The sequence below is a fragment of the Flavobacterium sp. LS1R10 genome (assembly GCF_003968825.1).
Classification (GTDB): domain Bacteria; phylum Bacteroidota; class Bacteroidia; order Flavobacteriales; family Flavobacteriaceae; genus Flavobacterium.
Genome location: NZ_RYDH01000004.1, coordinates 1 through 24,387, shown reverse-complemented (window position 1 = coordinate 24,387; position 24,387 = coordinate 1). Strand labels below are relative to the sequence as shown.

Genomic DNA, 24,387 nt, shown 5'->3' with positions numbered 1-24,387 from the left:
TAAATTATTCTCATTTGAACGGCTTCCTTTCTATCTTTGAAATATAAAAAGGCAATACAATGATGTACAAGCGATTTATATATATTCTGATTTTTCTACTATCAATTTCCGCAAAAGCTTCTTTTATTTTGTTGCCAATGGATGAAACTACGCAACAAAATCACTTGAAGGCGTATGGAATTACGTTTTGGTGTTTGGAAAAAAATCACAAAGTCAGCTGGCTACTCAACTACCGTGGCGGTTCTTTTTTAGTGCCTGATGCGCAGGAAATACGCAAAGAGTGCCAGATTAGAGGAGTGAGTTTTGAAATAATCTCTGATGAGGAAGAAGTGATACTCTTAAATGAAATCTCCAGTCCGTCCCAGAATATGGAATCCGTTATTTTAGAGAAAGCACCAAAGATTGCAGTGTATACACCAAAAGGGAAACAACCGTGGGATGATGCAGTGACGCTGGTCTTGACCTATGCTGAAATTCCTTTTACAGCTATATATGATCAGGAAGTGTTGGGAGACCAATTGTTGCTTTATGACTGGTTGCACTTGCATCACGAAGATTTTACCGGGCAATACGGTAAGTTTTACGGAGCGTATAAAAATGTACCTTGGTATATTGAACAAAAGAAAGAAGCTGAAATACTGGCGACAAAATTAGGGTTTTCAAAAGTATCTGACGAAAAGGGAGCTGTGGCTAAAAAGATTAGGGACTTTGTAATAGGAGGTGGGTTTATGTTTGCAATGTGCTCCGCAACAGATAGTTTTGATATTGCTCTTGCAGCGGATGGAGTAGATATTTGCGAAGCTATGTTTGATGGGGATGTGAGTGAAGGCAATTACCAATCGAAGATGAATTATAGTAATTCTTTTGCTTTCAAAGATTTTATCTTAGAGCGAAGACCTGAACAATATGAGTTCTCTGATATTGATATGACTTCTAAACGAAGAATTCCCATGGAAAAAGATTATTTTACCTTAATGGAATTTTCGGCAAAATGGGATCCTATTCCCACTATGTTGTGTCAAAATCACACACAACTTGTCAAAGGATTTATGGGACAAACAACATCATTTGATACGGTACTTGTAAAATCGAATGTTTTAGTCATGGGGACAGGTGAACTTAATGGCGAAGCCCGTTACATTCATGGGCAGAAGGGGAAAGGGATGTTCACTTTTTATGGGGGTCATGATCCGGAGGATTTTCAGCATCAGGTAGGCGATCCCCCTACAGTTTTGGACTTGCATGCAAATTCACCCGGATACCGTTTGATTTTGAACAATGTGTTGTTCCCTGCAGCTAAAAAGAAAAAATTAAAGACATAAGTAAGTCGAAAGTTTAAAAGTCGTAAAGTCAAAAGAATTAACTTTAAGTAAAACAGCTTTAAATAAGATTGTTATGTAATTTTATCTTGATTTTAAAATTAGACATTATACCATGGTTATTACTTAGTATGAAAAATACAATCAGTACCGATTGGTTTTTTTAGCCCTGATGGCAGTGGTATACCACGCTTTTTAGCGTGGATAAAACGAACAGCAGGAATAGCTCCAAATAATTTAAAATCAAAAAAAAAGCCACCTGTTACGGTAGCTTTTGTGATGTAAAAGATAAATGATTAAACGCTTCCATCTTCATTTTCCTTGTCTAAATATTCCTGAACAATATCAATTGCATTAGTCACAACATCACTTAATGCGGTGTGGATATCAATTCAAAGAAAATTCAAACCAAATAGGAACGTGATCGGATATTTTTCGAGCTTCTTTTAGTGTGCTAAAATTTTTATAAAAAGGAATAATACCGGAATTTAGAAGTGTAGTTTTAGAAGTTTTGTAATACATATTATCAAATTCAGAAGCGAGACAAATCTCTTTTTTGCATTCTTGTTTCAACGAGGTTTTTTGGTTTACTAAAATAGATTGAAATCCCATTTTTTTCAACGAATTGAAAACCGAATGTGATTGCGGACAGTTGAAGTCTCCTGCAAAAATTAAATTCAAGGTGGGATATTCATCAGGTAAAAATTTGAAATATTTAATCTCGGTTTCGGGTTGCTTTTTTTTAGTAATAGCATGAAAATTCACCAGCGTGAATTGTTTGTTTTCATATTGAAAAGTGCAATAATAAGGCTCTCTCTCAATCTCTAGATGGTATTTTTTTTCGAGCCAAGCTTTTCCTATTTTCTTTACTTTGCTCGTTTTCCAAATGAAGGCATATCTTTCGGTTTTATAGGCACTGCTGCTGGTGGGGTCACTGATCACATACTCCCATTTAGCTCCTTTTCGGTTGAGTTCATCTGTTAATCGTGCTACTGCCTGTGCGCCTCCATATCCGGCAACCACTTCCTGAATGGCAATTATGTCATAATCTTTCAGCGTTTTTGCAATATAAGTAATGGTTTCTTCGGATTTCGATTTTCCAAAATTGGCTATGTTCCAGGAAAGGATTTTGGTTTGAGCGAAAGCAAAAGTGGCTAGGAAGAGGAACAGTAAGGAAAATAGGGGTTTCATTTAATTAGGAGAATATTAGTATCACTTTTTACGGATAGAATTAGAGTAGCTCAAACGTATGATAATTAAATGGAATTTGAGGAATTTTTCGAGTCTTATGGATTGTTTAATATTGTTTTCTGATGTATTTTATTTTGGTTATATCGACAAAGGAGAAATTTCATTACTTAGACTTGTTATAGGATTCTCCTTTTTTGAAATAATAATAATTGTATGTACTAGAGGCAGTATGGTACAAATAACGGGTAGTCTTGAAAGATAATTACAATTTTAATATTTGATTTTTTTTGAGATTCATATAATTTTTTTTAAAGTTTGGTATAAACAATCAAATGATCATAGTTAGGAACTAAAGCTAATTCTTTTTGTTATTTATTTTATAGTTGTAAATCCCTTTTTGGACTTCATTGATACTGTTGATAGTCTCCAGTTTTAATTTTGCCAATATTTTTTCTTCTATAATTTCACCATTTTTCAAACGGATTTTTATGCTATAGCTTTTGTGTTCATTCATTTTTAAAAAAATAAATACAATCAGAAAAAAAGTAATCAGTAAGATTAGGTCTATTTGCAGGTATAAATAGGAAAGAAAACCCAAGGATAGTAATGCCCAAATAATTATAAATGTATAAACCGGCCTCATTTTATTTACTTTAACGTGAGTCTTGTCTAACTCAGAAAATAATATTTTTTGTGTTTTATAAGTCAATATTATTCCGTTTTCAGTTACCGTTATTTTTCTGAAATTGTTATTAAAAATCATTTGTTTAATTATAATTAAATATTCTTGTCAACTTTTAGAATTTATGGTGCAACAGGTACTTTAATGACTTAGGTTTAAAGGTCATATTACAGGATTTATTTCGTATTGTAAATACTTTTACAAAGCAAATCACTTCCCTTCATAAGCCCCAACAGTTTCCAATAATTCCTTTTCAAATTGATAAATGTCATCAATTGACTGAATGTGATGTTTTATTTCGATTTTGTTTTCATTGAAAAGGCCAAGATATTTTTTAGTTCCGTTGAGATGCAACCTGCATAAAGGTTTGCGGTTGTTGTCATCAAGTAAAATCCCAAAGTAGGATTGAGTATCCCGAGGAACGATTCTGTTTACAGGAATTTTACGCCTTAGAATAGCCACGACAATTCGATAGGCTTCCAGTTCTTCGTCACTGGTAACCACTTTGCTCGCTTCTTCAATGGGTTCCGTTTTTTCTTCCTGTTGTTTTATTGTTTCTTTATTTAGTGCGGCATTCAAGCGGTCATTAATTTTTTCGTTGATAAATTGATTAAATGCTTTTTGAACTAACATTTTGAATTCTTCCATCACTTTTTCCGTAAGTCTTCCAGCATATACTTTATTAGCAAAGAGTTTTATAAAATCATTCGAGGGATTTTCCAGTTCGTCATTAATCTCTTTTTTGATTTCTTTGGTATATTTTAAAGCACTCGCATTGTTTAGAATGTGATCTACATTAAAACTTGATTTATGGAATTTAGCAATTTCAATGATCGAATTTTCTTTGAGATTGATGATGTCAAACTCCAGAAAAGGCTTCTGGTCCATTTTGTTTTTCTCGTCTAAATCGGTATAAAATTGATATTGAATGCCATTAGTTAAGAGTGCAAAACGAGTTTTTGTGACATGAAAATAGCGAAATAGTTGTGAGCTGTGCACTGAAAGGTTTTCTTTCCAGCTTTTGCATTCAACAATTAGGATGGGTTCACCGCTCTGGAAAATAGCATAGTCTACCTTTTCTCCTTTTTTTAATCCAATATCGGCAGTGAATTCAGGGACTACCTCCAGCGGATTGAAGGCATCATAGCCAAGCATGTTGATAAATGGGAGTACAAATGCGTGTTTGGTTGATTCTTCGGTTTCGATTTTGTCTTTTAACTGAATGATTTTATCCGCTAGGGATTTTAGTTGAATGGTTAATTCCATAGTATTTTGTTGCTAATTGGTTTCAAAATTACTTCCGTAAAAGATAACTTCTTTACGGTTTTCCTCATTTGGATTGTTTTTTCCGAATTTTATACGCTATATCAATAATCCGCCGATACTCAGTACAACTATTTGTATTGAAAACAACAGGATGTATTTCATAATTATAATTTTTTCCATTGATTCTTTTTTTTACGTTCCGATGTATAAATAACTTTACCTTTTCGTTGTCTTGAAGAGCTTTTTAGCTTTTCTTGAGGTATAGCAATCCCAATTGGACTTTGTATTGGATTTGCAAGAGGTATTTGATTTTTTCTTTTTAACGAATCAGTTTGCGTATTTGTTTTTTTGTCTATAGCTGTATCCGTTTGTTTTGGTACTACTAACACATCGTCATCATATTTTCGATGTATTTGGTTGTGAAGTATTTGTCGGTGTTGAGGTTGTTTTTTTGGTTCTGATTTGCAAGATGTTAGGATGCAAAATGACAGTATAAAAAAGATGGGTTTTTTTATTTGGTTTTTGAACTCCCGATAGTTGTCCTTTGTCAAGATCCTTCCTTCGGAATATCGAGCGAATACTAAATTGGTTATTGTAAACTGGAGCATTTGTTTCATTTGATTTTTTATAAACCAAATCTAGCAACTTTTGAAATCTATTTTTTACGGGAAACCGTAAAGACATCATTTTTATTAAAATCAGGCTATGATTTGCCAATACAATGGTCAAAAAAAGAAGTGAATTTAAGCTAATATCGCATACTTAAGTAGCAAGAAAGATATATTGTCGCAATTATTAAAAAGAGTTTTTGCTACAGATTGTAAGGATTAAAAAGATTTTTAAAATTACATAACGAATTAATCTGTGCTAATCTGTGAAATCTGTGGCAAAGAAATTTAGTGCTTTATTAAAATACGACATTAAATTTTAGTCATCACTTATCTTTGGTATAATCGTAAAAAACATATCAATTCTACCGCTATGTTTTAGGATTTAATCACCGTGTCAAAAATCTTTGGAGCGCTGTAAATGACCTTAGCAATTGATTGTTTTTGATGCTTTTAAATTGCAGTAATAACGTTATTGGAATATTTTTTTTAGTTTTTAATAGTCTGAAATGCGAATTAGACTAATCCTAAATCTTTAGTGATGGCTATAAGATGTACGTTATTGTTTGCTTTGAAATATATTTTAAGCCTATTGATGCGTTTTTCAAGACTACTGGTGCCACTAGGAATAATTCCGGAATTTTTAAATTCCGAAGCAATATCCTCCAGGGTTAATCCATTGGATAAAGATTTTAAAAGTAAAATATCATAGGCTTCAATTTCAAAAAGGGATTTGTTTCTTAAAGCATGGCGTACTTCCTCAGATGGATGAAGGTTCTTATTATTATAAATATTTTGTATCGTTTTCTTGAGTTCCGGAATACTGTCTCTTCCTTTTGATACATAGGCATTTATTCCTAAATTAGTATACAGTGATTTTATTCTAAAGGATTTGTCTTCTATCGAAAACACAATGGTTTTAAGTTCAGGCTGTTCTTTTTTTACGGCTTCAATGAGTTCCTCACCAGAGGATAATCGATCCTGACGGTGATCGGGTTTAAATGATAAATCACTAATCAACAAGTCATAGGGAACTTTGTCATGAAGGGCTCTTTTTATTTTTAGGAAAGCTTCATCACAGTATTTGGCATGGTGAATTTCTAAAATAGAAAGCTCTCTTAGTGCTTGAATTATTGCGATGCTTATAGTGTCTAAATCTTCGGCAACTAAAACTTTATGGAACATATGGACTAGATTATATTGGAAAAATAAAACGGACTCTAAACCCTTTGTTGGATTTACTGTCAAAATTAAGGGTTCCTTTTATGGCATGAATACGGTTTTCCACATTTTGAAGTCCATTTTTTGAAGTTAATTCTTCAAGCGTGGCTCCAATACCATTATCAGTGTAATCGACTTGTAATTTATTTTTATTTTTTTTGAAAGTTAATACAACTAAACTGCATTGGCTGTGCTTTTTCATGTTGACCAGTAACTCTTGTACCACTCGGTAAAGCGTTATTTTTTTAGTACTGTTTATAGCGTTCCACTGAATTGTATCCATTCCATTGGTTAATATATTGATTTCATTTGTTTGAAAACCGGACATCATTTCTTTTAAACTAGTTTCAAACAGTGCTCCTGCTTCAATAGTGCTGTTTTCTCTGGAAATGTTTCGTGTCCGGGAATAAATAGTGTCTAGGCTGGTTAGTAAAACTTCTTTATTTTGTGCGGTGGATAAATCTTGTGTTTCTGCAAATGCCATGGTTTGATACACATCGTTAGCTAGTTCATCATGTAGTTTTTTTGAAATTCGAATTTCAGTGGTATATGAAATTTTCACCTTTTCTCTTCGGTTTTTAGCCATAAGAAAATTTGCTGCGGAAATGCTTATTATTAAGGTGAATACGATAACAAAGGATAAAATTAGATTTCTATTTTTTTGCTTTTCTAATAAAAGTGCATTTTCTATTTTTTGTGTTTTTAGTTCTAAATTTTCATCTTTATCTTTTTTAGAATCATATTTTATTTTTGCAAATTGATTTTTTGCTTTTTGTCGGGCTTTATTGATGCTGTCATTGATGTGGAGGTGAAGAATGGAAAATTTTTTTGTTTCCTTCCCAACGCTATTTCGTATTAATAATGCGATTGCTTTCAATCGGTCATCAACATTGTTAATTTTTGTTGCTTTTTCGTAAGCTAATTGTGCATATTTATAAGATAATCCAGGATTGGATTTTTTATAGAACTCAGCAATATTAAGATAACTGGTTGTAATTCCAAAGTCATCTTTTATTTTTTTTCTAATGATTAAAGCGGTATTCAGATAGTGAAGACTTCTTGAATCACCCATTTTGAAATAGCAATAGCCCAAATTATCAAGAACCCTGGCATTATTTTCCTCATCGTTTGAAATGTTTGTATGGAGAGTTAATGGCAACAGAAGCTGCAGTGCGCTTTTGTAATCATTTTTGCCTATATACGCTACGGCAATATTATTTGTAAGGATTGTTTTTTGTGATTCATCCGGGATTTGATTGAGTGCTTTATTATAGTAGAGTATTGCATTGTCATAGTCATAAAGTCGCTCATAATTAATACCTAATATATTGTATACAGCACATTTGTAGTAGCGATTTGTTGTTTTTTGGAATAAGGAAATAGCCTCAGTAGCCGTGGTTTCACTACTCAAATAATCCCCTTGTATTTGCTGAATTACAGCCATTTTTAATAAGGAATAAATTATTTTTCCAGTATCCATTCCTTCATTACAAGCTAATTTTGATTCGTTGTAGTAATAAAAAGCACTATCATAAACTTGGTTTTCAAAATGTTTTTCTGCACGTAAAAAATGCTGTTGGTAGTGCGGGTTGCTTTTGATTTGTGTTGCAATGTTACTTTCTTTTTTGCAAGATATAAATCCTGTAAATAAAAGGATGAGTGAAATTAAAAACGGGGAATTCAACTTTTTAAGTTTCATTCCCCGAAAATACATAAATTAATTTTAGATATGGATTTAATTCTATATTTGTATTGTTATTTTGGAGGAGGAATTTTAGTTTGTCCATTCGCACCTCCTCCTGTATCATCTGCGGATACTTGTTGTTTGTTATCTGGAGTGGTTTGTACTTCGTCATTGGTACAGGAAACCATTGCAATTCCGGCAATGATTAAACACGATACTAGTAGTATTCTTTTCATTTTTTTTTGAATTAAAATTAAATATGGGTTGGTCAGTCCGATTTCGAAATCGAATTGTTATCAGGATTAGCCTACCATAAAAGATTTGCTTTTTGGGGAAGTAAGTGTGCTGAAAACAGAATAGGACCATCTATACTTCCCGAATAGACCGACCAGGCTGTTTTGTAGCACTTTTTTTAAGAACTAGTTTTGTACATTTGTCTTGATTGCAATTCAAGACAGCAAAGAATTCTTAAGCAAAGGAATGAGGATAGTGCAGTTTGTTCTCAAAGGAATTCCGGTAATTCCGGTAATTCTGATAGTTTCCGACTAATGCTTATAAATACCAAAATAGGAGTATGAATAAAATTACTTTTGAGGAGTATAAACGTGCCATTAAAGCAGAATATCAAGTATCTAAAATGGATGAAGTGTCGGGAATATTATTAAATCCAACCCCTGCACAATTGCGGAATCTATGCTTGATGAAATTGGGTAATGGCCTGTCTAATGCAGATGAAAATGTATTTAAAATGTTTTTTGATGCTAAAGCGGAGGATACTTTGAGACGGGTAATTGAAAATTTTGATCTCGGAAAATTTAAACCCATTATATCCTTTCTAAAAGGACAGAAAGATTCTGATACTGCGGCTAGAATAGAATTAGCAGCCATTTTGGTAGATTTTATTCCAAGGCCTTATAATACGTATTTACTCCATGGTAAGAGTAGCGAAAGAGATGCTCAAGAAAGTGTTAAAGCGTTTCAAAAAAAGAGAATGACCGATGTTGGTATTCAATTAGTGAACCCTACTAATAATGTTCTAGCAGGAATCTCTCAATATGCGCATTTGAGAAAATCAGGAATTATTCTTGCTATTTTGATGGCATTATTTTTTATGGGATATACTGTAAAAGGAATTTTTTTTCCAGAGAAGGACTGTATGAAATGGGAGGGGAATTATTATGTAGCAGTAGATTGCTTGAAAGACAATGGACAGTTTGGAATTAGTAGTTCCATTGATGAGGAGGTAATGAAATTAAAGAAAGTAGATTGTAGTAGTACGTTGCAATTCTTTAATAAAGAGACACCTATCGTGTGGTATTGTAAGCGTGATGGAGTGATAGAACTTTTCAATATGGCAGGATTTCACCCAGTAACGGGAAAACCACTAAAGCCTATTACCAAGTACATTATCAAAAAGTATAATTTAATGCAATGATGGTGTAGAAGCAGTTAAGCGGAACAGTATGTAAACAAAAAAACCCAATCTTTCGGATTGGGTTTTTTATATAAGTAAGTAATCTAAATTGAGTTATAAAACGTTTATTTTACTTTATTAAGTACAGCTTTGAAAGCTTCTGGGTGATTCATTGCTAAATCAGCAAGCACTTTACGGTTCAATTCGATTCCGTTAGCTTTTACTTTACCCATGAATTGTGAATAAGACATTCCTTCCAATCTAGCTCCAGCGTTGATACGTTGAATCCATAATGCACGGAAATTTCTTTTGTTCACTTTTCTGTCACGGTAAGCGTAGCACATTGCTTTCTCTACCGCATTCTTAGCAACTGTCCAAACGTTTTTACGTCTACCAAAGAAACCTTTGGCTTGCTTCATTATTTTTTTTCTTCTTGCTCTTTTTGCAACTGAATTTACCGATCTTGGCATAATTTTTATTGTTTTTTTGTAGCAGGCGGCTTGAATTAAATCAAAAGCGCTTAATGGCCGTACTCCAAGGTTATTTTAAATTGTTTTAACCTAAAGACTATTTAGTCAAAAGTTTTAAAGTCGAATATCCAAAGGCTTTAAGACCTTTGACTTTGCAACTTTAAGACTTATTAAATAATTCTTAATTGTTGTTTGATGCTTTTCATATCTGTTTTGTGAACTAGCGCAGAGTGTGTCAATGCTAATTTACGTTTTTTAGACTTTTTAGTCAAAATGTGACTTTTAAAAGCATGCTTTCTTTTAATCTTTCCAGAACCAGTAACTTTAAAACGTTTCTTGGCGCTAGATTTGGTTTTCATTTTAGGCATTTTTTCCTAGTGTTTTAATTTATTCGTACTTACTTATTTTTTCCTCTCCCCAGCCCTCCCCAAAGGGGAGGGTGACGAGAAGTTATATTTGTTTCTCCTTTTTTTTTGTTCCCTTCCTTCGGAAGGGTTAGGGGAGGATATTACTTTTTCTTTTTAGGAGCGATGAACATGATCATTCTCTTTCCTTCCAGAACAGGCATGGCTTCTACTTTTCCAAATTCTTCAAGATCTGTTGCCAATCTCAACAATAAGATTTGACCTTGGTCCTTGTATATGATTGAACGCCCTTTGAAGAAAACGAATGCTTTCAATTTGGCTCCTTCTTTCAAGAATTTTTCTGCATTCTTTCTCTTAAACTCATAATCATGCTCATCGGTCTGTGGGCCAAAACGGATTTCTTTCACAACAACTTGTGTAGATTTCGCTTTTAGGATCTTATCACGTTTCTTTTGTTCGTAAACAAATTTCTTGTAATCCATGATTTTGCACACCGGTGGTTCTGCATTTGGAGAAATCTCAACAAGATCCAATTCAAATTGATCCGCTAATCTTAGAGCTTCCGAAAGTTTAAAAACTCCTGGCTCAATGTTCTCTCCTACAAGTCTTACTTCTTGTACACCACGAATAAGACTGTTTATTCTGTGTGCATCTTTTTTTTCTACGCGAGGTTGGTAACCTCTGTTGCTTCTTATTGCTATGACTTTATAATTTAAGTTAAACTGTAAATACTTTTAATGTTTTATTGATCTCTTCATTTACAATAGCAACAAATTCGTCTATTGTAACGCTGATATTTCCCTTTCCTTCTTGTCCGTGACGACGAATAGAGATGGTTCCGTTTCTCTCTTCTTCCTCGCCTACGATCAACATAAACGGGGTTTTTTGCATTTCGGCATCTCTGATTTTCTTCCCGATTGTCTCGTTTCTATTATCTATGAGGGCGCGAATTTCGTGATTTTCTAGCAAATCTAAAACTTTTTTCGCATATATTTCATATTTCTCGCTCAAAGACAATATTATAGCTTGTTCCGGCATTAACCAAAGAGGGAAATTTCCTGCAGTATGTTCTAATAAAATAGCAATAAAGCGTTCCATTGATCCAAAAGGAGCTCTGTGAATCATCACCGGTCTGTGTAATTCATTGTCAGATCCTTTGTAGGTCAAATCAAAACGTTCCGGCAGGTTATAATCTACTTGAATGGTTCCTAATTGCCATTGTCTTCCCAAAGCATCTTTTACCATGAAATCCAATTTTGGACCATAGAAAGCGGCTTCACCATATTCAACGACGGTGTTCAGCCCTTTATCTGCAGCAGCATTAATAATCGCATTTTCTGCTTTTTCCCAATTTTCATCACTACCGATATACTTATCTCTGTTTTCTTTGTCTCTCAAAGAAATCTGAGCGGTAAAGTTTTCGAATCCTAATGAACCAAATACATACAATACCAAGTCAATTACTTTCTTGAATTCTTCATCCAGTTGTTCCGGTGTACAAAAAATATGGGCGTCATCCTGTGTAAATCCTCTTACACGGGTTAATCCGTGCAATTCACCACTTTGTTCGTATCTGTAAACGGTTCCAAATTCAGCATAACGTTTTGGTAAATCTTTGTAGGACCATGGTCTTACATTATAAATTTCGCAGTGATGGGGACAGTTCATCGGTTTCAATAAAAACTCTTCACCTTCAGCAGGAGTGCTTATAGGTTGAAAACTATCAGCACCATACTTAGCATAATGTCCTGAAGTGACATACAATTCCTTCTGACCTATATGTGGGGTAATTACTTGCTCATAACCCGCTTTCTTCTGTGCTTTTTTTAAAAACTGTTCTAAACGATCTCTCAATGCAGCTCCTTTTGGCAACCATAACGGTAAACCTGCTCCAACTTTTTGTGAAAAAGCAAATAACTCTAATTCCTTTCCTAGTTTTCTATGGTCGCGACGCTTTGCCTCTTCTAGTAATAAAAGGTATTCCGTAAGATCCTTTTGTTTAGGAAACGAAGTTCCGTAAACCCGGGTCAACTGTTTGTTTTTTTCATCACCGCGCCAGTAGGCACCGGCTACACTCATTATTTTCATCGCTTTGATGATTCCAGTATTTGGAATATGACCACCGCGGCATAAGTCAGTAAACGTATCATGATCGCAAAACGTAATCGTTCCGTCCTCAAGATTGGTTATCATTTCTGTTTTATAAACGTTGTCTTTGTATAATTCTAAAGCGGCTTTTTTAGATACAGGACGTAGCTTGAATTCATGTTTTCCTCTTGCTATTTCAAGAACACGATCCTCAATTTTCTTAAAATCCGCGTCCGTTATTTTTTGATCTTCAAAATCCACATCATAATAAAATCCATTAGATATTGCTGGTCCGAGCGTTAATTTGATTCCTGGGTACATTTCCTCCAGAACCTGTGCCATAACATGCGAAGTAGAGTGCCAGAATGCTTTTTTTCCGCCCTCGTCATTCCAGGTGTACAAGATAAGACTGCCGTCTGTCGTCAAAGGAGTTGTGGTTTCAATAGTTGTACCATCAAAAGAAGCCGAAATCACATTTCTGGCAAATCCTTCACTAATGCTTTTAGCAACATCCATCGGTGTTACCCCTGAAGCAAACTCTTTAACTGACCCGTCGGGCAAAGTAATCTTAATCATTGTTTATTATTTTAAGAATGCAAATATAGCGCATTGCAGAAATACACACAATATATAAGTAAGGTTTGTTGCTATATGGGTGTAAATACAAAATCATAACGGATTATAAACAAATGAAAAGCAATCATTTATTTTGGGGAGTTGTCTGCTTTTTTAGTTCGTTTCGTTCGTTTTCTACTATACTATTGCACGCTTTTCTTTCGTAAAACAAAGGAAAAGCCTTTTCACATTTATCAAAACTCAATTACACGATTAGTTTTCTGACGGACTTTAAAAAAAAATAAAATCCTGATCTTGCGGAATAAAATCCAATTTTGAAAATGTTTAATTTGACTCTTTACCATTTACTTCTCACCCTTCACTTTGTCAATTCACATTTTAAAACGTTGTATCTTTGATTCTTTAGCACCTTTAAAAAATATTTCAATAAAAATGAACATCCCAAACTCACCTTTACCCAGAATAGTTATTATAGGCGGTGGCTTTGCCGGAATTGCGTTAGCTAAAAAACTCAAAAATAAAAAAGTCCAGGTTGTCCTTTTAGATAAACACAATTACCATACTTTCCAACCACTGCTGTATCAAGTTGCTACAGGCGGTCTTGAAGCTGGTTCTATTGCTTCCATGGAATCCGAAACCTATCCGCAAGGACATCCCATGATGGCGCAACCTGCGATGCAGCAAGGGAAATTATTGGGCGAAAACTTAATAAAATTAATTGAAAATAAACCCATGGAAGCTTTTGAATATAATGATAAAGGTTCTATGGCAACCATAGGAAGAAATAAAGCGGTAGTCGATTTGCCGGGATACCATTTCAGCGGTGTTTTTGCCTGGTTTGTCTGGATGTTTGTCCACTTGTTTTCACTGATTGGTTTCAAAAATAAAGCCGTCGTATTCCTGAATTGGGTCTACAACTACATTCGTTTTGATCGGGAAGGCCGTTTGATTATCAGACCCTACAAAAAGAAAAGTTTTACGACATTTACCAGCGATGAAGTATAGAAAATCATGAATTTTAAAGTCTTATTTATAACTCATAACTTCTTTCCTTGTAATAATTTACCATCAAATTTATAAATTTACTATAGCCCTCGATGCCGTCTTTTTGCTGGTTTGCTTTCAGGAATTGATCATAAAAAGCATGGAATCCTTTGTCGATAATCGTGTCGTATTGCTTCCAGAAATGCTCACTTTCTTTGTAGTTTTTGATAATACCGGGATGAACAGTGTTTAATAATTGTTTAAAAACCACCTCGTCTCGGGCCTTCCAGTTGCTTAAACAATATCGCAAAGCCATGCTGTACCCTGAATATTGAATATACAAATCATCATTTTTGACCGAAGCTAAATACCCAATAAAATTGCATTCACTTTCGCTTGCAAAGCCTATTTGGTGTGCCATTTCATGATTAGTAGTCATGGGGAAACTGTACATTGGACCTAGGTAATTAACCTGTGCTTCATTGGTAAACGGATTCAAATAGCCTCCAAAACCCATGTAGGTCAAGGGCAAACTAATTAGCGATTTTTTAGTGCTTAGCTTTGAATAGGCGAAGTAAGGATGTTCCGCTTCCAGGTTTTTATATCCATTCATACTCATTTCAAAAACCTGTTCTTGAGAGTACGGGAATACCACTTTCAAGCTGTCATTTTTTGTGAGTTGGTTTTGAACGGCATTGGTTTTGGCAATTATTTTTTTGGTGAAAGCCAACAAATCAGCATCTGAATAGTCTTTTTGAATTTCCATTTTTTCAAAAAGCGGTTCACGGTAATAATTCAGTGCCCAAAGTACATGAAACAAAAAGTAAAAAACCGAAACAAAGCTCAGTATACTCAAAAGGGTGTCTTTCCAATTGGATTTCCATGTTTTTCGTTTGTTCCAAAGCCATTTGAAAACAAATAAAATGACTATGAAATAGAGACAATCGCCTATGGAAAATGGAATTTCTCCCAGAATGGTTCTCGAGAACAACGAAAGTATCGGGTAGAGACCATTGCTATACCATTCTTCTACCTGTTCCGGATAGAAGGAAATAATTTGTAAAAGCAGTATTTGGATAAATAGAAAGGAGGAAAGGAAATATTTTGTTTTCAATGGTTGAATTTTGGAAATGTAAATATAATTACAATATCAATTACTATCGTAAGGAATTTAAACTTTGTAACTTTGGGACTTGTAAATGTTAAACCTCAAACACAAATAAATGAGTCAAGAAATAAGAAGTCTGGAACCAAAAGCACTTTGGAACAAGTTTGCCGATTTGAATGCCGTGCCTCGTCCTTCTAAAAAGGAAGATCGTGTGATTGCGTTCATAAAAAAATTTGGCGAAAGCCTTGGATTAGAGACTTTTGAAGATGAAATTCGAAACGTAATTATCCGAAAACCGGCAACTGCTGGTATGGAAAACCGAAAAGCTATCGTACTTCAAGGACATTTGGATATGGTGCACCAAAAAAATGCTGATACTGTTTTTGATTTTGATACCCAAGGAATCGATATGTATGTAGATGGAGATTGGGTTCGTGCTCGAGGAACAACGCTTGGTGCTGATAACGGTCTTGGAGTTGCTGCGATTATGGCAATTTTAGAAAGTACTGATATTCCGCATCCTGCAATAGAAGCTTTGTTTACTATTGACGAAGAAACAGGAATGACAGGAGCACTGAACTTAAAAGGAGGTATTCTGCAAGGTCAAATTCTTTTAAATATGGATACGGAAGAAGATGATGAAATAGATATTGGTTGTGCAGGAGGAATTGATGTGACGGCCACTGCAGAGTATGATGAAGAGGCCACTCCCGAAGGTTCTGTGGGGTATACAATTACTGTAAAAGGCCTGAAAGGCGGCCACTCCGGAATGGATATTCATAAAGGGTTAGGTAATGCCAATAAAATTATGAACCGATTGTTATTTGATGGTTTTGATAATTTTGGTTTGCAAATCTCCGAAATAAAAGGAGGAAGTTTACGCAATGCAATTCCGCGTGAAAGTCAAGCTAAAGTAATTATTGCCGAGGTATATGATGAAGCTTTTGTTTTTGACATGCAGCAAATTGTAAACGAAATCAAAACGGAACTTAAAACGACAGAGCCAAATTTAGAAGTTGTTTTTGAAAAAATGGAGGCAGCTCCTGCTAGAGTAATGCCTACAATTGCTCAGTTTTATTTTGTACGATCTATGTATACGGCGCACAACGGAGTGTACAGCATGAGTGCTGATTTTGCAGATTTAGTAGAAACATCGAATAATATTGCCAAAGTAATTGTAGGTGATGGACAACTTTCAGTACAATGTTTAACACGTTCTTCTGTTGAAACGGCTAAATTTGATTTGGCCAATGCGTTGCGTTCCGCTTTTGAACTAATGGGTTGTGAAGTAGAATTTTCAGGTGCATATCCTGGTTGGACACCAAATTCAGAATCTGAAATTTTGGATGTTTTGGTGCCAATCTACGAAAAACAAAACGGTGAAAAACCAAAAGTAGTGGCGTGTCACGCAGGATTAGAATGTGGAATTCTAGGGACAAATTATCCGGATATGGATATGATTTCCTTTGGGCCAACCATTCACGGAGCGCATTCCCCTGATGAAAGAGCTAGTATTTCTTCTTCTCAGAAATTTTGGAAATTTGTTTTGGAAATTTTAGCTACTATTCCAGTCAAATAAAACAAAGTGTTCAGTAATCAGTTTTTAGTATTCAGTCTATTTGTAACTGAATACTAAAAACTGCTCACTGCTCACTAATAATTAGTCTCTTTTGGGAGTGTTTTTCTTGTCTCTTTTTTCTTCTTTCTTTTCTTTAGCCGTTTTTAAAGGCTCTTTCTTTGCGGTTTTCTTCGCGTCTTGACTTTTTGCCATAATAGGAGTATTTAGGTTTTGTTTTTAATTCTTGATGTAGGTAAATGTATATAATATTTTTGATTTGTTTGAAATATTACTTTAAAAAAGCCCCAATTTCTTTAAGAATTGAGGAATGATTTAATTTATGGAAATGGCAAAATTTCAATATAAGAGTATGTTTTATTTTATCTTTAAAACTTTATATTCTTCATAACAGCCACTGATGGCATCCATGATTTGTAGGTCGTTTGCTGTTTTTATAAACGATTCAGAGTAGTTGCAGCGTTGCAAAATTTCAGGAATTTCGTTTTTGTCAATACCTAAAAGTACCGCAATAGTTTCTCTGTCGAATTTTGATTCCAAAAGATTTCGAACGGTATCATCCTTTTTTAATTCTTTTAGTTTCTTGAGTTCTTTGGGGTTGTTACCAAAGAAATTATAAAGCATATCTGCTGGATTAAAGATGGAGCCCAATACTCTTCCAAATGCATTTGGGGAATATTCACCTGCCTCGTATCCTTGTGTTAATCCGGAAATACTGTAGCGGTAATTTTCACTGATAGGAATGATTTTAGTATCTACTTCAAGATATCCGGTTAGATTAAAAGGTCTTATAACTATTTCTTCAAGAGCAATTGCTTTTTCTGTTAGCTGTATTTTGGTGCTTTTATTTTTTATCCAGTCATTAGTAACTCGTACACGAAGCGATTGGAATCCGAGACTGGTAATGTGAAGTGTGTCATTTAGTTGTACATCGATTTCAAAATGGCCTCTTGAATCGGTTGTCGCTCCTCTGACTTTATTAATATTAATGATGTTTACACTAGATAATGGTTCTCTAGTTGTGTTACTGATGATGACACCATCAACTTTCTGGGAAGGTTTCTTAACTTGCGCAAAAGCAGGTACAGATAGTACTAAAAAAAAGAAAACTACAAAATATTTCATAAACTGATTTAAGACTTTAAAAGTAATAAAACAGGATTAAATATTTTGTAGTTTCAGTATATAATTATAAGAATATTAACAATGAATGTTAGTCTCTTCTTGGTCTTCTTGGTCTTGGTGTGTCACCAAAGCTTTCAGAACGTCTTGGTGCTCTGTCAGAACCTTCTGTTCGAGGTCTGTCAGATGAAAAACCACCTTCTCTTCTTGCTCCGAAACCACCTTCTCTAGGAGCAGAATTTCTGTCGCTTCTAAATCCACCAGAACCTTCTCTTCTTGGAGCAAAACTACCTTCTCTTCTTGGAGCTGAACTTCTTTCGCCACCAGAACGACCTCCGCCAAAACTTCCGCCAGAACTTCTTCCGTTATGATCACGTCTTCCGCCACCATCGTTTTTAGAAATTTCAACATTGATTCTACGTCCTTCTAATTGAACATTGTTCAATACTTCCATTACTTTATCGGTATGTTCCGGATCTGTGTTAAAGAAAGAGAATCCTTCTTTTACATCTACTTTGAAAACGTCATCACGACCTAAGTCTAATGTTTCTTTCAGGTAATCTTTCAATGACATCCAGTCAAAGTTATCTCTAGAACCTATGTTCACAAAATATCGTGTTGCGCCACCATTGTTGTTTTCTCTTGGAGCACCATCTCTATCGTCGCGCTCACGTCTTTCAGAACCTGAAGCTTGATTAGAAATATCTCTAGTTTTCTTGTAATAATTGATAAAACGGTTAAATTCAACCGAAACCATTTTCTTGATTAATTCCTCTTTCGATAAATCTTCAAGAACGCTGTTAATTGCAGGAAGATAGTTGTCAATTTCGTGATCAACTTCTACATCTTTAATTTTATTAGCTAAGTGTAATAATTGGATTTCGCAGATTTCAATTCCAGAAGGAATCGTTTTTTCTTCGAATTTTTGTTTGATGATTCTTTCAATTGAAGAAATCTTGCGCAATTCGCTTTTAGTTACGATTACGATAGAAGTTCCTAATTTACCAGCACGGCCAGTACGACCTGAACGGTGATTGTAAGTTTCAATTTCGTCTGGTAATTGGTAATTTACTACGTGAGTAATGTTATCAACATCAATTCCACGTGCAGCAACATCAGTAGCGACAAGCATTTGGATTTGTCTTCCTCTAAAAGATTTCATTACACCATCACGTTGCGCTTGAGATAAATCTCCGTGCAATGCAGCAGCACTGTATCCATCTTCAACTAATTTTTCAGCAACAGCTTGCGTATCTCTTTTGGTACGACAAAATACTACTGAGAAAATATCTGGATTAGCATCGGCTAAACGTTTCAAGGCTTCGTAACGATCACGAGCATTTACAAGGTAAAATTCGTGAGAAACTGTAGCAGAACCTGAATTTTTAGCTCCAACTGTAATTTCAATTGGGTCTTTCATGAATTGTTTTCCAATTCGTGCTACTTCGGCAGGCATTGTAGCTGAAAACAACCAAGTGCTTTTTTCGTCTGGCGTAGTAGAAAGGATGTTTACGATATCTTCGTAAAAACCCATGTTCAACATTTCGTCAGCTTCGTCAAGAATACAATAGTTGATTTGAGAGATGTTTACCAAACCTCTATTAATCATATCTTGCATTCTTCCTGGAGTTGCTACAATAATTTGCGCGCCTCTCTTTATGTCTCTCGCTTGATCTGTAATGCTAGCTCCACCGTAAACTGCTACCACATTAATACCTTTTTCGTATTTAGAGTAGTTTTTAATTTCGTTGGTAATCTGCAAACAAAGTTCGCGTGTTGGAGATAAAATTAATGCTTGAGTATTTCTGTTGTTGGCATCAATTTTCTGAATAACTGGAAATCCAAATGCTGCCGTTTTCCCTGTCCCTGTCTGAGCCAACGCAACCATATCTGTGTCTTTTTCCAATAATAGGGGAATCGCTTTCTCCTGTACTTCGGTCGGATTTTCAAATCCTAGATCTAAAATCGCCTTCAGTAACGATTCACTCAATCCTAATTGTTCAAATTTATTCATATGTATTTTTAAAATAGGGTGCAAAATTACTATTTATAATTCAGATAAACTAATGCTATTTTAAGATTTTACGATTTATTATAATTTGATTATCAGAATGTTATCGTTTTGTTTGAAAATTAATCGTTTTGATTTGGTGTATTTAGTGTGAAATTTTTATTTGGAATTCAAGTTTTTGTTATAAAAATAGTACAATTGAATCGTTTATTTATTCGTCTTTAGAAAATGAATCAGTTTTTGTGTTGCTTTTCCTCTATGGCTTATTTTGTTTTTTATATCTAATGATAATTCGGCAAAAGTTTCCTGATAGCCATCAGGTTGAAAGATCGGATCGTAACCAAAACCTTGATTACCAGTTTTCTTTAAGGTTATTTCACCACCAGCAATTCCGGTAAACAGATATTGTTTCCCGTTTAGATTTAGTGCTATAACTGTTTTGAATTGTGCTTTTCTATCCTCTTTATCCAAAAGGGCATCTAATAATTTAGTCATATTATCATTTGCATTGCGTTGCTCGCCTGCATATCTGGCAGAATAAACGCCGGGTGCTCCATTTAAGGAATGGACTTCGAGTCCAGTATCGTCTGCAAAACAATCGCATCCATATTTTTCAGTGATGTAATTTGCTTTCTGAATGGCATTGCCTTCAATCGTTTCGCTTGTTTCCGGTATGTCTTCAAGACAACCGATACTTTCTAAACTTACAATGGTTATGGTTTTAGGAAGCATGCTTTGTAATTCGAAAATTTTATTTTTATTGCTGGAAGCGAAAACGAGTTGCATTTTTTTAGTTTAGGTTGTCAAATATACATTTTTTAAAAACAGTGTTGTCCGGTAAAATTATTTAGATAGAATTTGAAGTTTTTTATTGGACTGCAAATGAATTAATAAATGAGACAATCCGTTCCTTGTGGGTTTGCACAAGGGATAGCAGTGGAAATCCTTTTATATTTTGTCAGGGTTTTTAATCCTGACAAGATATAAAAGATTGTAACGAATAGCCCGACCACGCTGTAACGCTAGTGAAAGCGTGGATGTGCCCAAATACAAACTTTATTTTTTATCTACCATAGGTCTTTCGGCGCGGTTTGCCAGTTCCCAGGCGGTTACAAATGCAAACTGGGCTCTTTTAGTCAAGGCATCATATTCAATTTTGTCCGGACTATCAGTAGGTTTGTGGTAATCAGCATGGACGCCATTAAAAAAGAAAACAGAAGGCACACCGTTTTTGGCAAAATTATAATGGTCAGAACGTTCGTAAAAATGATTTGGATCTTTTGGGTCATTGAATTTGTAATCCAAAACAAGATTGGTGTATTTAGCATTTGCAAAGGTACAAATGTTATCCAGATCAGTTGATAATCGATTGGCACCAATGACGTATACGTAATTATTGCTGCTGGCGTGGGCATCATCGCGACGGCCTATCATGTCAATATTGATATTAGTTATTGTATTGGCTAATGGGAATAGAGGATTTTCAGAATAATATCGGGAACCATGTAGACCATGTTCTTCGCCGGTAACATGGAGAAATAGGATGGAGCGTTTTGGACCATGACCTGCTTTTTTAGCTATTTGGAATGCTTGTGCAATTTCTAACAAAGCAACAGTTCCGGAACCATCATCATCAGCGCCGTTATAAATTTCTCCGTTTTTTGTCCCTACGTGGTCGTAATGGGCAGAAATGACCAAGACCTCATTTGGTTTTTCAGAACCCTCAATATAGGCCCAAATGTTTTCAGAATCCGGTAAGTTTTCATTGCGTTTTGCATTTAGGAAGGCGGCAGGAATTTTTTGGTAATAGTCGGAAGCGCCTGTAGGAAAGGGAACCGCATTTTTATTATATTGATCAATGAGGTACATCCCCGCTTTTTTTTGTCCGGCAGATCCTGTTTCACGGCCTTCCATTTCGTCTGAAGCAACAATATAAAGGTGCGTTTTAAGTTCGTCAGCTGTTATTGTATTCATGTATTTTGTAGGATCAACACGAGCAACGCTAGATTCTTGAGAAGCACAGCTGATGGTTAGAAGAATCATGAAGGATAATAAAGAGAATTTTTTCATTTTTTTTTAATGTAGGTTAATAAAGGTTTATAGGGCAAAAGGAATACTATAATAAGGACTAGAATAAAGTTAATAAAAAATAACAGGCTGCTTTTAGGAAAGAAATCAATCGAGTTTCTTCATAAGAACGGCTGTTTTAAATGTTCTAGTTTGCTAAATGTTATTGGCTGGTTTTTTTTACGATTATATTTTTTCAAAATAACGAATAGGATTTGCCATTCCTCTAATTTTAGGCACTATTTTATTCATATATATCAAGAATTTCTTTTGAAATAATTTCTGAACCTTCAAATCCCCATCTTTTTGTGCCTCTATATTCAATATCTTGAACCCATTTTTCAGGTTTAAATATTGCTCTTATTACACCTTTATATTCGGCTAAAACAAGCTCTGAATTTTCTGCTCTGTTTTGTCTAATACCCACCAACCTCTAGTTGCTTCGTAAATATTGGGTCTGTCATAAACTGGATTTTCACTTTTCTTTTTTCGTTTATTATCGTATGTTTTATTTATATTAATTACTAAAACTGTATGTTCAATATTTTCTTTTTTTAATTCTTCACAATTGTAAAGTATTTCACATTCATTAACAGTTTTAATTCCTTGGTTAAATGAATTATGTCTAGCGACGATATTTGAAATTTTAGCAATTTCTGCAAAATCCCTAAAGGTCAAAAAATCAATTAAAACAGATTCAACTATTAGAGCTTCATTTTCTTCTAATCCGTGTCTAATTATAAAGTGTTTTACTTTTAAATTTTCTATTTTAATTGCTCTGATAATTTCTAATTTTTCAGTTTCGCTTGGATTAAATATTGCTTCATTAATATGAGAAAAAACACGATTTCCATAACCTTTTCCAACATAGAATATTTTGTTATCTCTTGGGTCAACTAGAATATAAACATAAGATTTTAATTCTTCTTGTGTCTTTTGTGAAAATTGTTCAGTCATAATTCGTTATTTTTCTCCGATTTTAGGTATACTTGACACATAACGTCAATTCTCCTGAAGGATCGGGATAAAAACCTCTAAACGAACTGTGTTTTGTTAATCATTGAGTAAATATATGTTATTTAAACTACAATTAAAATTCGTTCTGGTAAAAGTCGCTTATGATTATTAAAATAAAACAGTCCGTAAAAAGGGTTGAAAATTGCTCTTAACATCACAAAACATAAAGTGATCCTTTTAGGAAATGGCAATGAATACTAACAAATCCGGCAGGATTCATGGTATTTGCTAAGCAACCTTTTGGCGGTTCAAGTCAGGTGGTGGAATATTCGGGGAGATACACCCATAAAATCGCCATCAGCAATCACATGTACAGTTTAAACCGGAATAGGGTGTTCAGTTTGCCCCGGAATATCCAGTGGAAGAGGAATTGCACCGCTCAACTTTTGGTTGGTTAAAAGTTAAGCGAATACAATAGGCATCTGTTTTCATCGCTAAAATTCTAGTATTTGTTTACTAATTCAAAATATTAGAAAAGGAAAATATTACAGCGCAAATTTTTAGCACGAAAGGACATACTGCAATTCCGTCAACAATTTTTTTGTAACCCACTCATTAAAATCCTTAATTATTCTTTTTTTAGCTGAGGGAATATATTAATTATCTAATTACAAAGGTGGGTTTTTTTATTTATAAGTTTTTATTAATGTTTGTAATAATATGCATTAAATAAATTTATGTTGTTTAAATGGATTACTTCTATTCTGTTTAAAGCAAATAAATCTCGGAGCATGGTAAAACTGGATATGCAAACTAATAACCGATTTACAAAAAGGACATCTCAGTTTTATTCTTAATGAAAAAAAACTCAAAAGCAAATTCATATTAGTGAAACTAAAAACGAAACACTAAAACACCTGGCTTTTAATAAAATCAAAAGATCAATATGCCGGTGATAGTGACATTTTGCTACAAGACAAATCCGTAATTTCTAACGTGACCCTATAAAAGGTAGAAAACTAAAGGCGTTAAGCTATTATTTGAGCGTTCCTCCATATATAAAAAGAGGAATTACTATAGCGTGTAGTAGTCTCTTTTTATATAAGGAGTCGGGCTATCCGCTACAAGTCCTCATAAAGTTGCGTTACACTCCACTTTCTTGCGGGCTTTTCACTACTATCCCTAACGCGTGCTTTCTTAGTTTAGAACTTTTAGTTGTTTTGATGTATATAATGATACCTTATATATAGGATATAAAAGCAATAGTACAATTTAACACACTATCCCATCTATATAGCACAAAACCATTAGTTGGATTAATTTTAGACTTCAATAATGGAGGTAAAGCACCCTATGAATCAGAAAAGCGAAACGAAGAGCGGGTAAAAGGGCAGCTATAGCTGTATTTCGAAATATTTGGCAAAGAAAGAAAAGGAATCGAAGTGTTAGTATTGCAGTTGGAATAGTCGTTTTAGAGAAAGAAAGGGTATACTTTGGAGGCGGGTAGGGTTATAAAGAAAAAACTTCGATCTTCAAAAAACGTGATATCAGCTAGTTAAAGAAAAAGTTAAGAAAAGGATAAAAAAAAGGGATTAAAAAGCTTGTAAAAGCGAATAAAGGGTGTAGTTTTGCACCCGCAAACAAGTTTACCGAACACCAATTAGAATATAATTATAGT

Annotated in this window: 21 protein-coding genes and 1 pseudogene; 5 read left to right on the top strand and 17 right to left on the bottom strand. The window is 34.4% G+C overall.

All coding sequences use genetic code 11. The features are described from left to right. The first annotated feature begins 62 nt into the window (after positions 1–62). Positions 63–1,322 carry an asparagine synthetase B gene (locus tag EKL96_RS08700; protein WP_126461571.1) on the top strand — a complete coding sequence of 420 codons (1,260 nt, stop codon included), beginning with the start codon at positions 63–65 and terminating at the stop codon, positions 1,320–1,322. A 384-nt stretch (positions 1,323–1,706) separates the two neighbouring features. On the opposite strand, the gene EKL96_RS08695 is transcribed toward EKL96_RS08700, so the two are convergent. From EKL96_RS08695 to EKL96_RS14200, 7 genes are all read right to left on the bottom strand, one after another. Further along, positions 1,707–2,510 (bottom strand): endonuclease/exonuclease/phosphatase family protein, encoded by an 804-nt coding sequence (locus tag EKL96_RS08695; protein ID WP_126460936.1) that lies wholly within the window; start codon positions 2,508–2,510, stop codon positions 1,707–1,709. A gap of 355 nt (positions 2,511–2,865) precedes the next feature. Beyond that, the gene (locus EKL96_RS14205) at positions 2,866–3,273 is read right to left on the bottom strand and encodes a hypothetical protein (RefSeq protein WP_126561875.1); all 408 of its coding nucleotides are present in this window, start codon (positions 3,271–3,273) and stop codon (positions 2,866–2,868) included. Positions 3,274–3,402: 129 nt separating this feature from the next. Next, the gene (locus EKL96_RS08690; protein WP_126460933.1) at positions 3,403–4,458 is read right to left on the bottom strand and encodes a type I restriction endonuclease; all 1,056 of its coding nucleotides are present in this window, start codon (positions 4,456–4,458) and stop codon (positions 3,403–3,405) included. Positions 4,459–4,622: 164 nt separating this feature from the next. Further along, entirely contained in the window at positions 4,623–4,847 is a 225-nt protein-coding gene (locus tag EKL96_RS08685) for a hypothetical protein (RefSeq protein WP_126460929.1), read from the bottom strand. Between the two features lie 735 nt (positions 4,848–5,582). After that, complete coding sequence (locus tag EKL96_RS08680; protein WP_126460926.1) at positions 5,583–6,251, bottom strand: response regulator transcription factor; 669 nt, start codon at positions 6,249–6,251, stop codon at positions 5,583–5,585. Positions 6,252–6,261: 10 nt separating this feature from the next. Further along, on the bottom strand, positions 6,262–7,986 hold the full coding sequence (locus tag EKL96_RS08675; RefSeq protein ID WP_158615222.1) for a tetratricopeptide repeat protein: 1,725 nt from the start codon (positions 7,984–7,986) through the stop codon (positions 6,262–6,264). 56 nt (positions 7,987–8,042) lie between these two features. Next, the gene (locus EKL96_RS14200) at positions 8,043–8,207 is read right to left on the bottom strand and encodes a hypothetical protein (protein ID WP_156063249.1); all 165 of its coding nucleotides are present in this window, start codon (positions 8,205–8,207) and stop codon (positions 8,043–8,045) included. Positions 8,208–8,545: 338 nt separating this feature from the next. On the opposite strand from EKL96_RS14200, the gene EKL96_RS08670 reads away from it, so the two are divergent. Then, positions 8,546–9,406 carry a hypothetical protein gene (locus EKL96_RS08670; protein ID WP_126460920.1) on the top strand — a complete coding sequence of 287 codons (861 nt, stop codon included), beginning with the start codon at positions 8,546–8,548 and terminating at the stop codon, positions 9,404–9,406. A 104-nt stretch (positions 9,407–9,510) separates the two neighbouring features. Here the strand turns inward: EKL96_RS08670 and rplT are convergent, their stop codons facing one another. The 4 genes from rplT to thrS form a co-directional block, all read right to left on the bottom strand. Next, complete coding sequence (gene rplT, locus EKL96_RS08665) at positions 9,511–9,855, bottom strand: 50S ribosomal protein L20 (RefSeq protein ID WP_035633036.1); 345 nt, start codon at positions 9,853–9,855, stop codon at positions 9,511–9,513. 170 nt (positions 9,856–10,025) lie between these two features. Beyond that, a complete protein-coding gene (gene rpmI, locus EKL96_RS08660) occupies positions 10,026–10,223 on the bottom strand; it encodes a 50S ribosomal protein L35 (protein ID WP_022827375.1) in 198 nt (65 codons plus the stop codon). A 140-nt stretch (positions 10,224–10,363) separates the two neighbouring features. After that, positions 10,364–10,921 carry a translation initiation factor IF-3 gene (gene infC, locus EKL96_RS08655; protein ID WP_370273076.1) on the bottom strand — a complete coding sequence of 186 codons (558 nt, stop codon included), beginning with the start codon at positions 10,919–10,921 and terminating at the stop codon, positions 10,364–10,366. Positions 10,922–10,937: 16 nt separating this feature from the next. Next, entirely contained in the window at positions 10,938–12,884 is a 1,947-nt protein-coding gene (thrS, locus tag EKL96_RS08650) for a threonine--tRNA ligase (RefSeq protein WP_126460917.1), read from the bottom strand. Positions 12,885–13,316: 432 nt separating this feature from the next. Here thrS and EKL96_RS08645 point away from each other — a divergent pair, with 432 nt between their 5' ends. After that, positions 13,317–13,889 (top strand): FAD-dependent oxidoreductase, encoded by a 573-nt coding sequence (locus EKL96_RS08645; protein ID WP_126460913.1) that lies wholly within the window; start codon positions 13,317–13,319, stop codon positions 13,887–13,889. A gap of 25 nt (positions 13,890–13,914) precedes the next feature. Here the strand turns inward: EKL96_RS08645 and EKL96_RS08640 are convergent, their stop codons facing one another. Continuing rightward, the gene (locus tag EKL96_RS08640) at positions 13,915–14,982 is read right to left on the bottom strand and encodes a DUF3810 domain-containing protein (protein ID WP_126460909.1); all 1,068 of its coding nucleotides are present in this window, start codon (positions 14,980–14,982) and stop codon (positions 13,915–13,917) included. A gap of 109 nt (positions 14,983–15,091) precedes the next feature. Between EKL96_RS08640 and EKL96_RS08635 the strand changes: the two genes are divergently transcribed. Next, a complete protein-coding gene (locus EKL96_RS08635) occupies positions 15,092–16,555 on the top strand; it encodes an aminoacyl-histidine dipeptidase (RefSeq protein WP_126454018.1) in 1,464 nt (487 codons plus the stop codon). A gap of 354 nt (positions 16,556–16,909) precedes the next feature. On the opposite strand, the gene EKL96_RS08625 is transcribed toward EKL96_RS08635, so the two are convergent. The 5 genes from EKL96_RS08625 to EKL96_RS08605 all read right to left on the bottom strand — a co-directional run bounded on the left by EKL96_RS08625 (position 16,910) and on the right by EKL96_RS08605 (position 22,709). Continuing rightward, positions 16,910–17,677 carry a carboxypeptidase-like regulatory domain-containing protein gene (locus tag EKL96_RS08625; protein ID WP_126460905.1) on the bottom strand — a complete coding sequence of 256 codons (768 nt, stop codon included), beginning with the start codon at positions 17,675–17,677 and terminating at the stop codon, positions 16,910–16,912. A gap of 88 nt (positions 17,678–17,765) precedes the next feature. Further along, positions 17,766–19,688, bottom strand: coding sequence for a DEAD/DEAH box helicase (locus EKL96_RS08620; protein WP_126460901.1), 1,923 nt, complete (start codon positions 19,686–19,688; stop codon positions 17,766–17,768). A 204-nt stretch (positions 19,689–19,892) separates the two neighbouring features. Continuing rightward, complete coding sequence (locus EKL96_RS08615) at positions 19,893–20,471, bottom strand: non-canonical purine NTP diphosphatase (protein WP_126460898.1); 579 nt, start codon at positions 20,469–20,471, stop codon at positions 19,893–19,895. A gap of 270 nt (positions 20,472–20,741) precedes the next feature. After that, positions 20,742–21,755: a M28 family metallopeptidase gene (locus EKL96_RS08610; protein WP_126460895.1), complete on the bottom strand. Its 1,014-nt coding sequence runs from the start codon at positions 21,753–21,755 to the stop codon at positions 20,742–20,744. A gap of 378 nt (positions 21,756–22,133) precedes the next feature. Next, on the bottom strand, positions 22,134–22,709 hold the full coding sequence (locus EKL96_RS08605) for a GIY-YIG nuclease family protein (RefSeq protein WP_233579284.1): 576 nt from the start codon (positions 22,707–22,709) through the stop codon (positions 22,134–22,136). A gap of 275 nt (positions 22,710–22,984) precedes the next feature. Here EKL96_RS08605 and EKL96_RS08600 point away from each other — a divergent pair. After that, a pseudogene (locus tag EKL96_RS08600) lies at positions 22,985–23,074 on the top strand (transposase); the annotation flags it as partial. Positions 23,075–24,387: the final 1,313 nt, after the last annotated feature.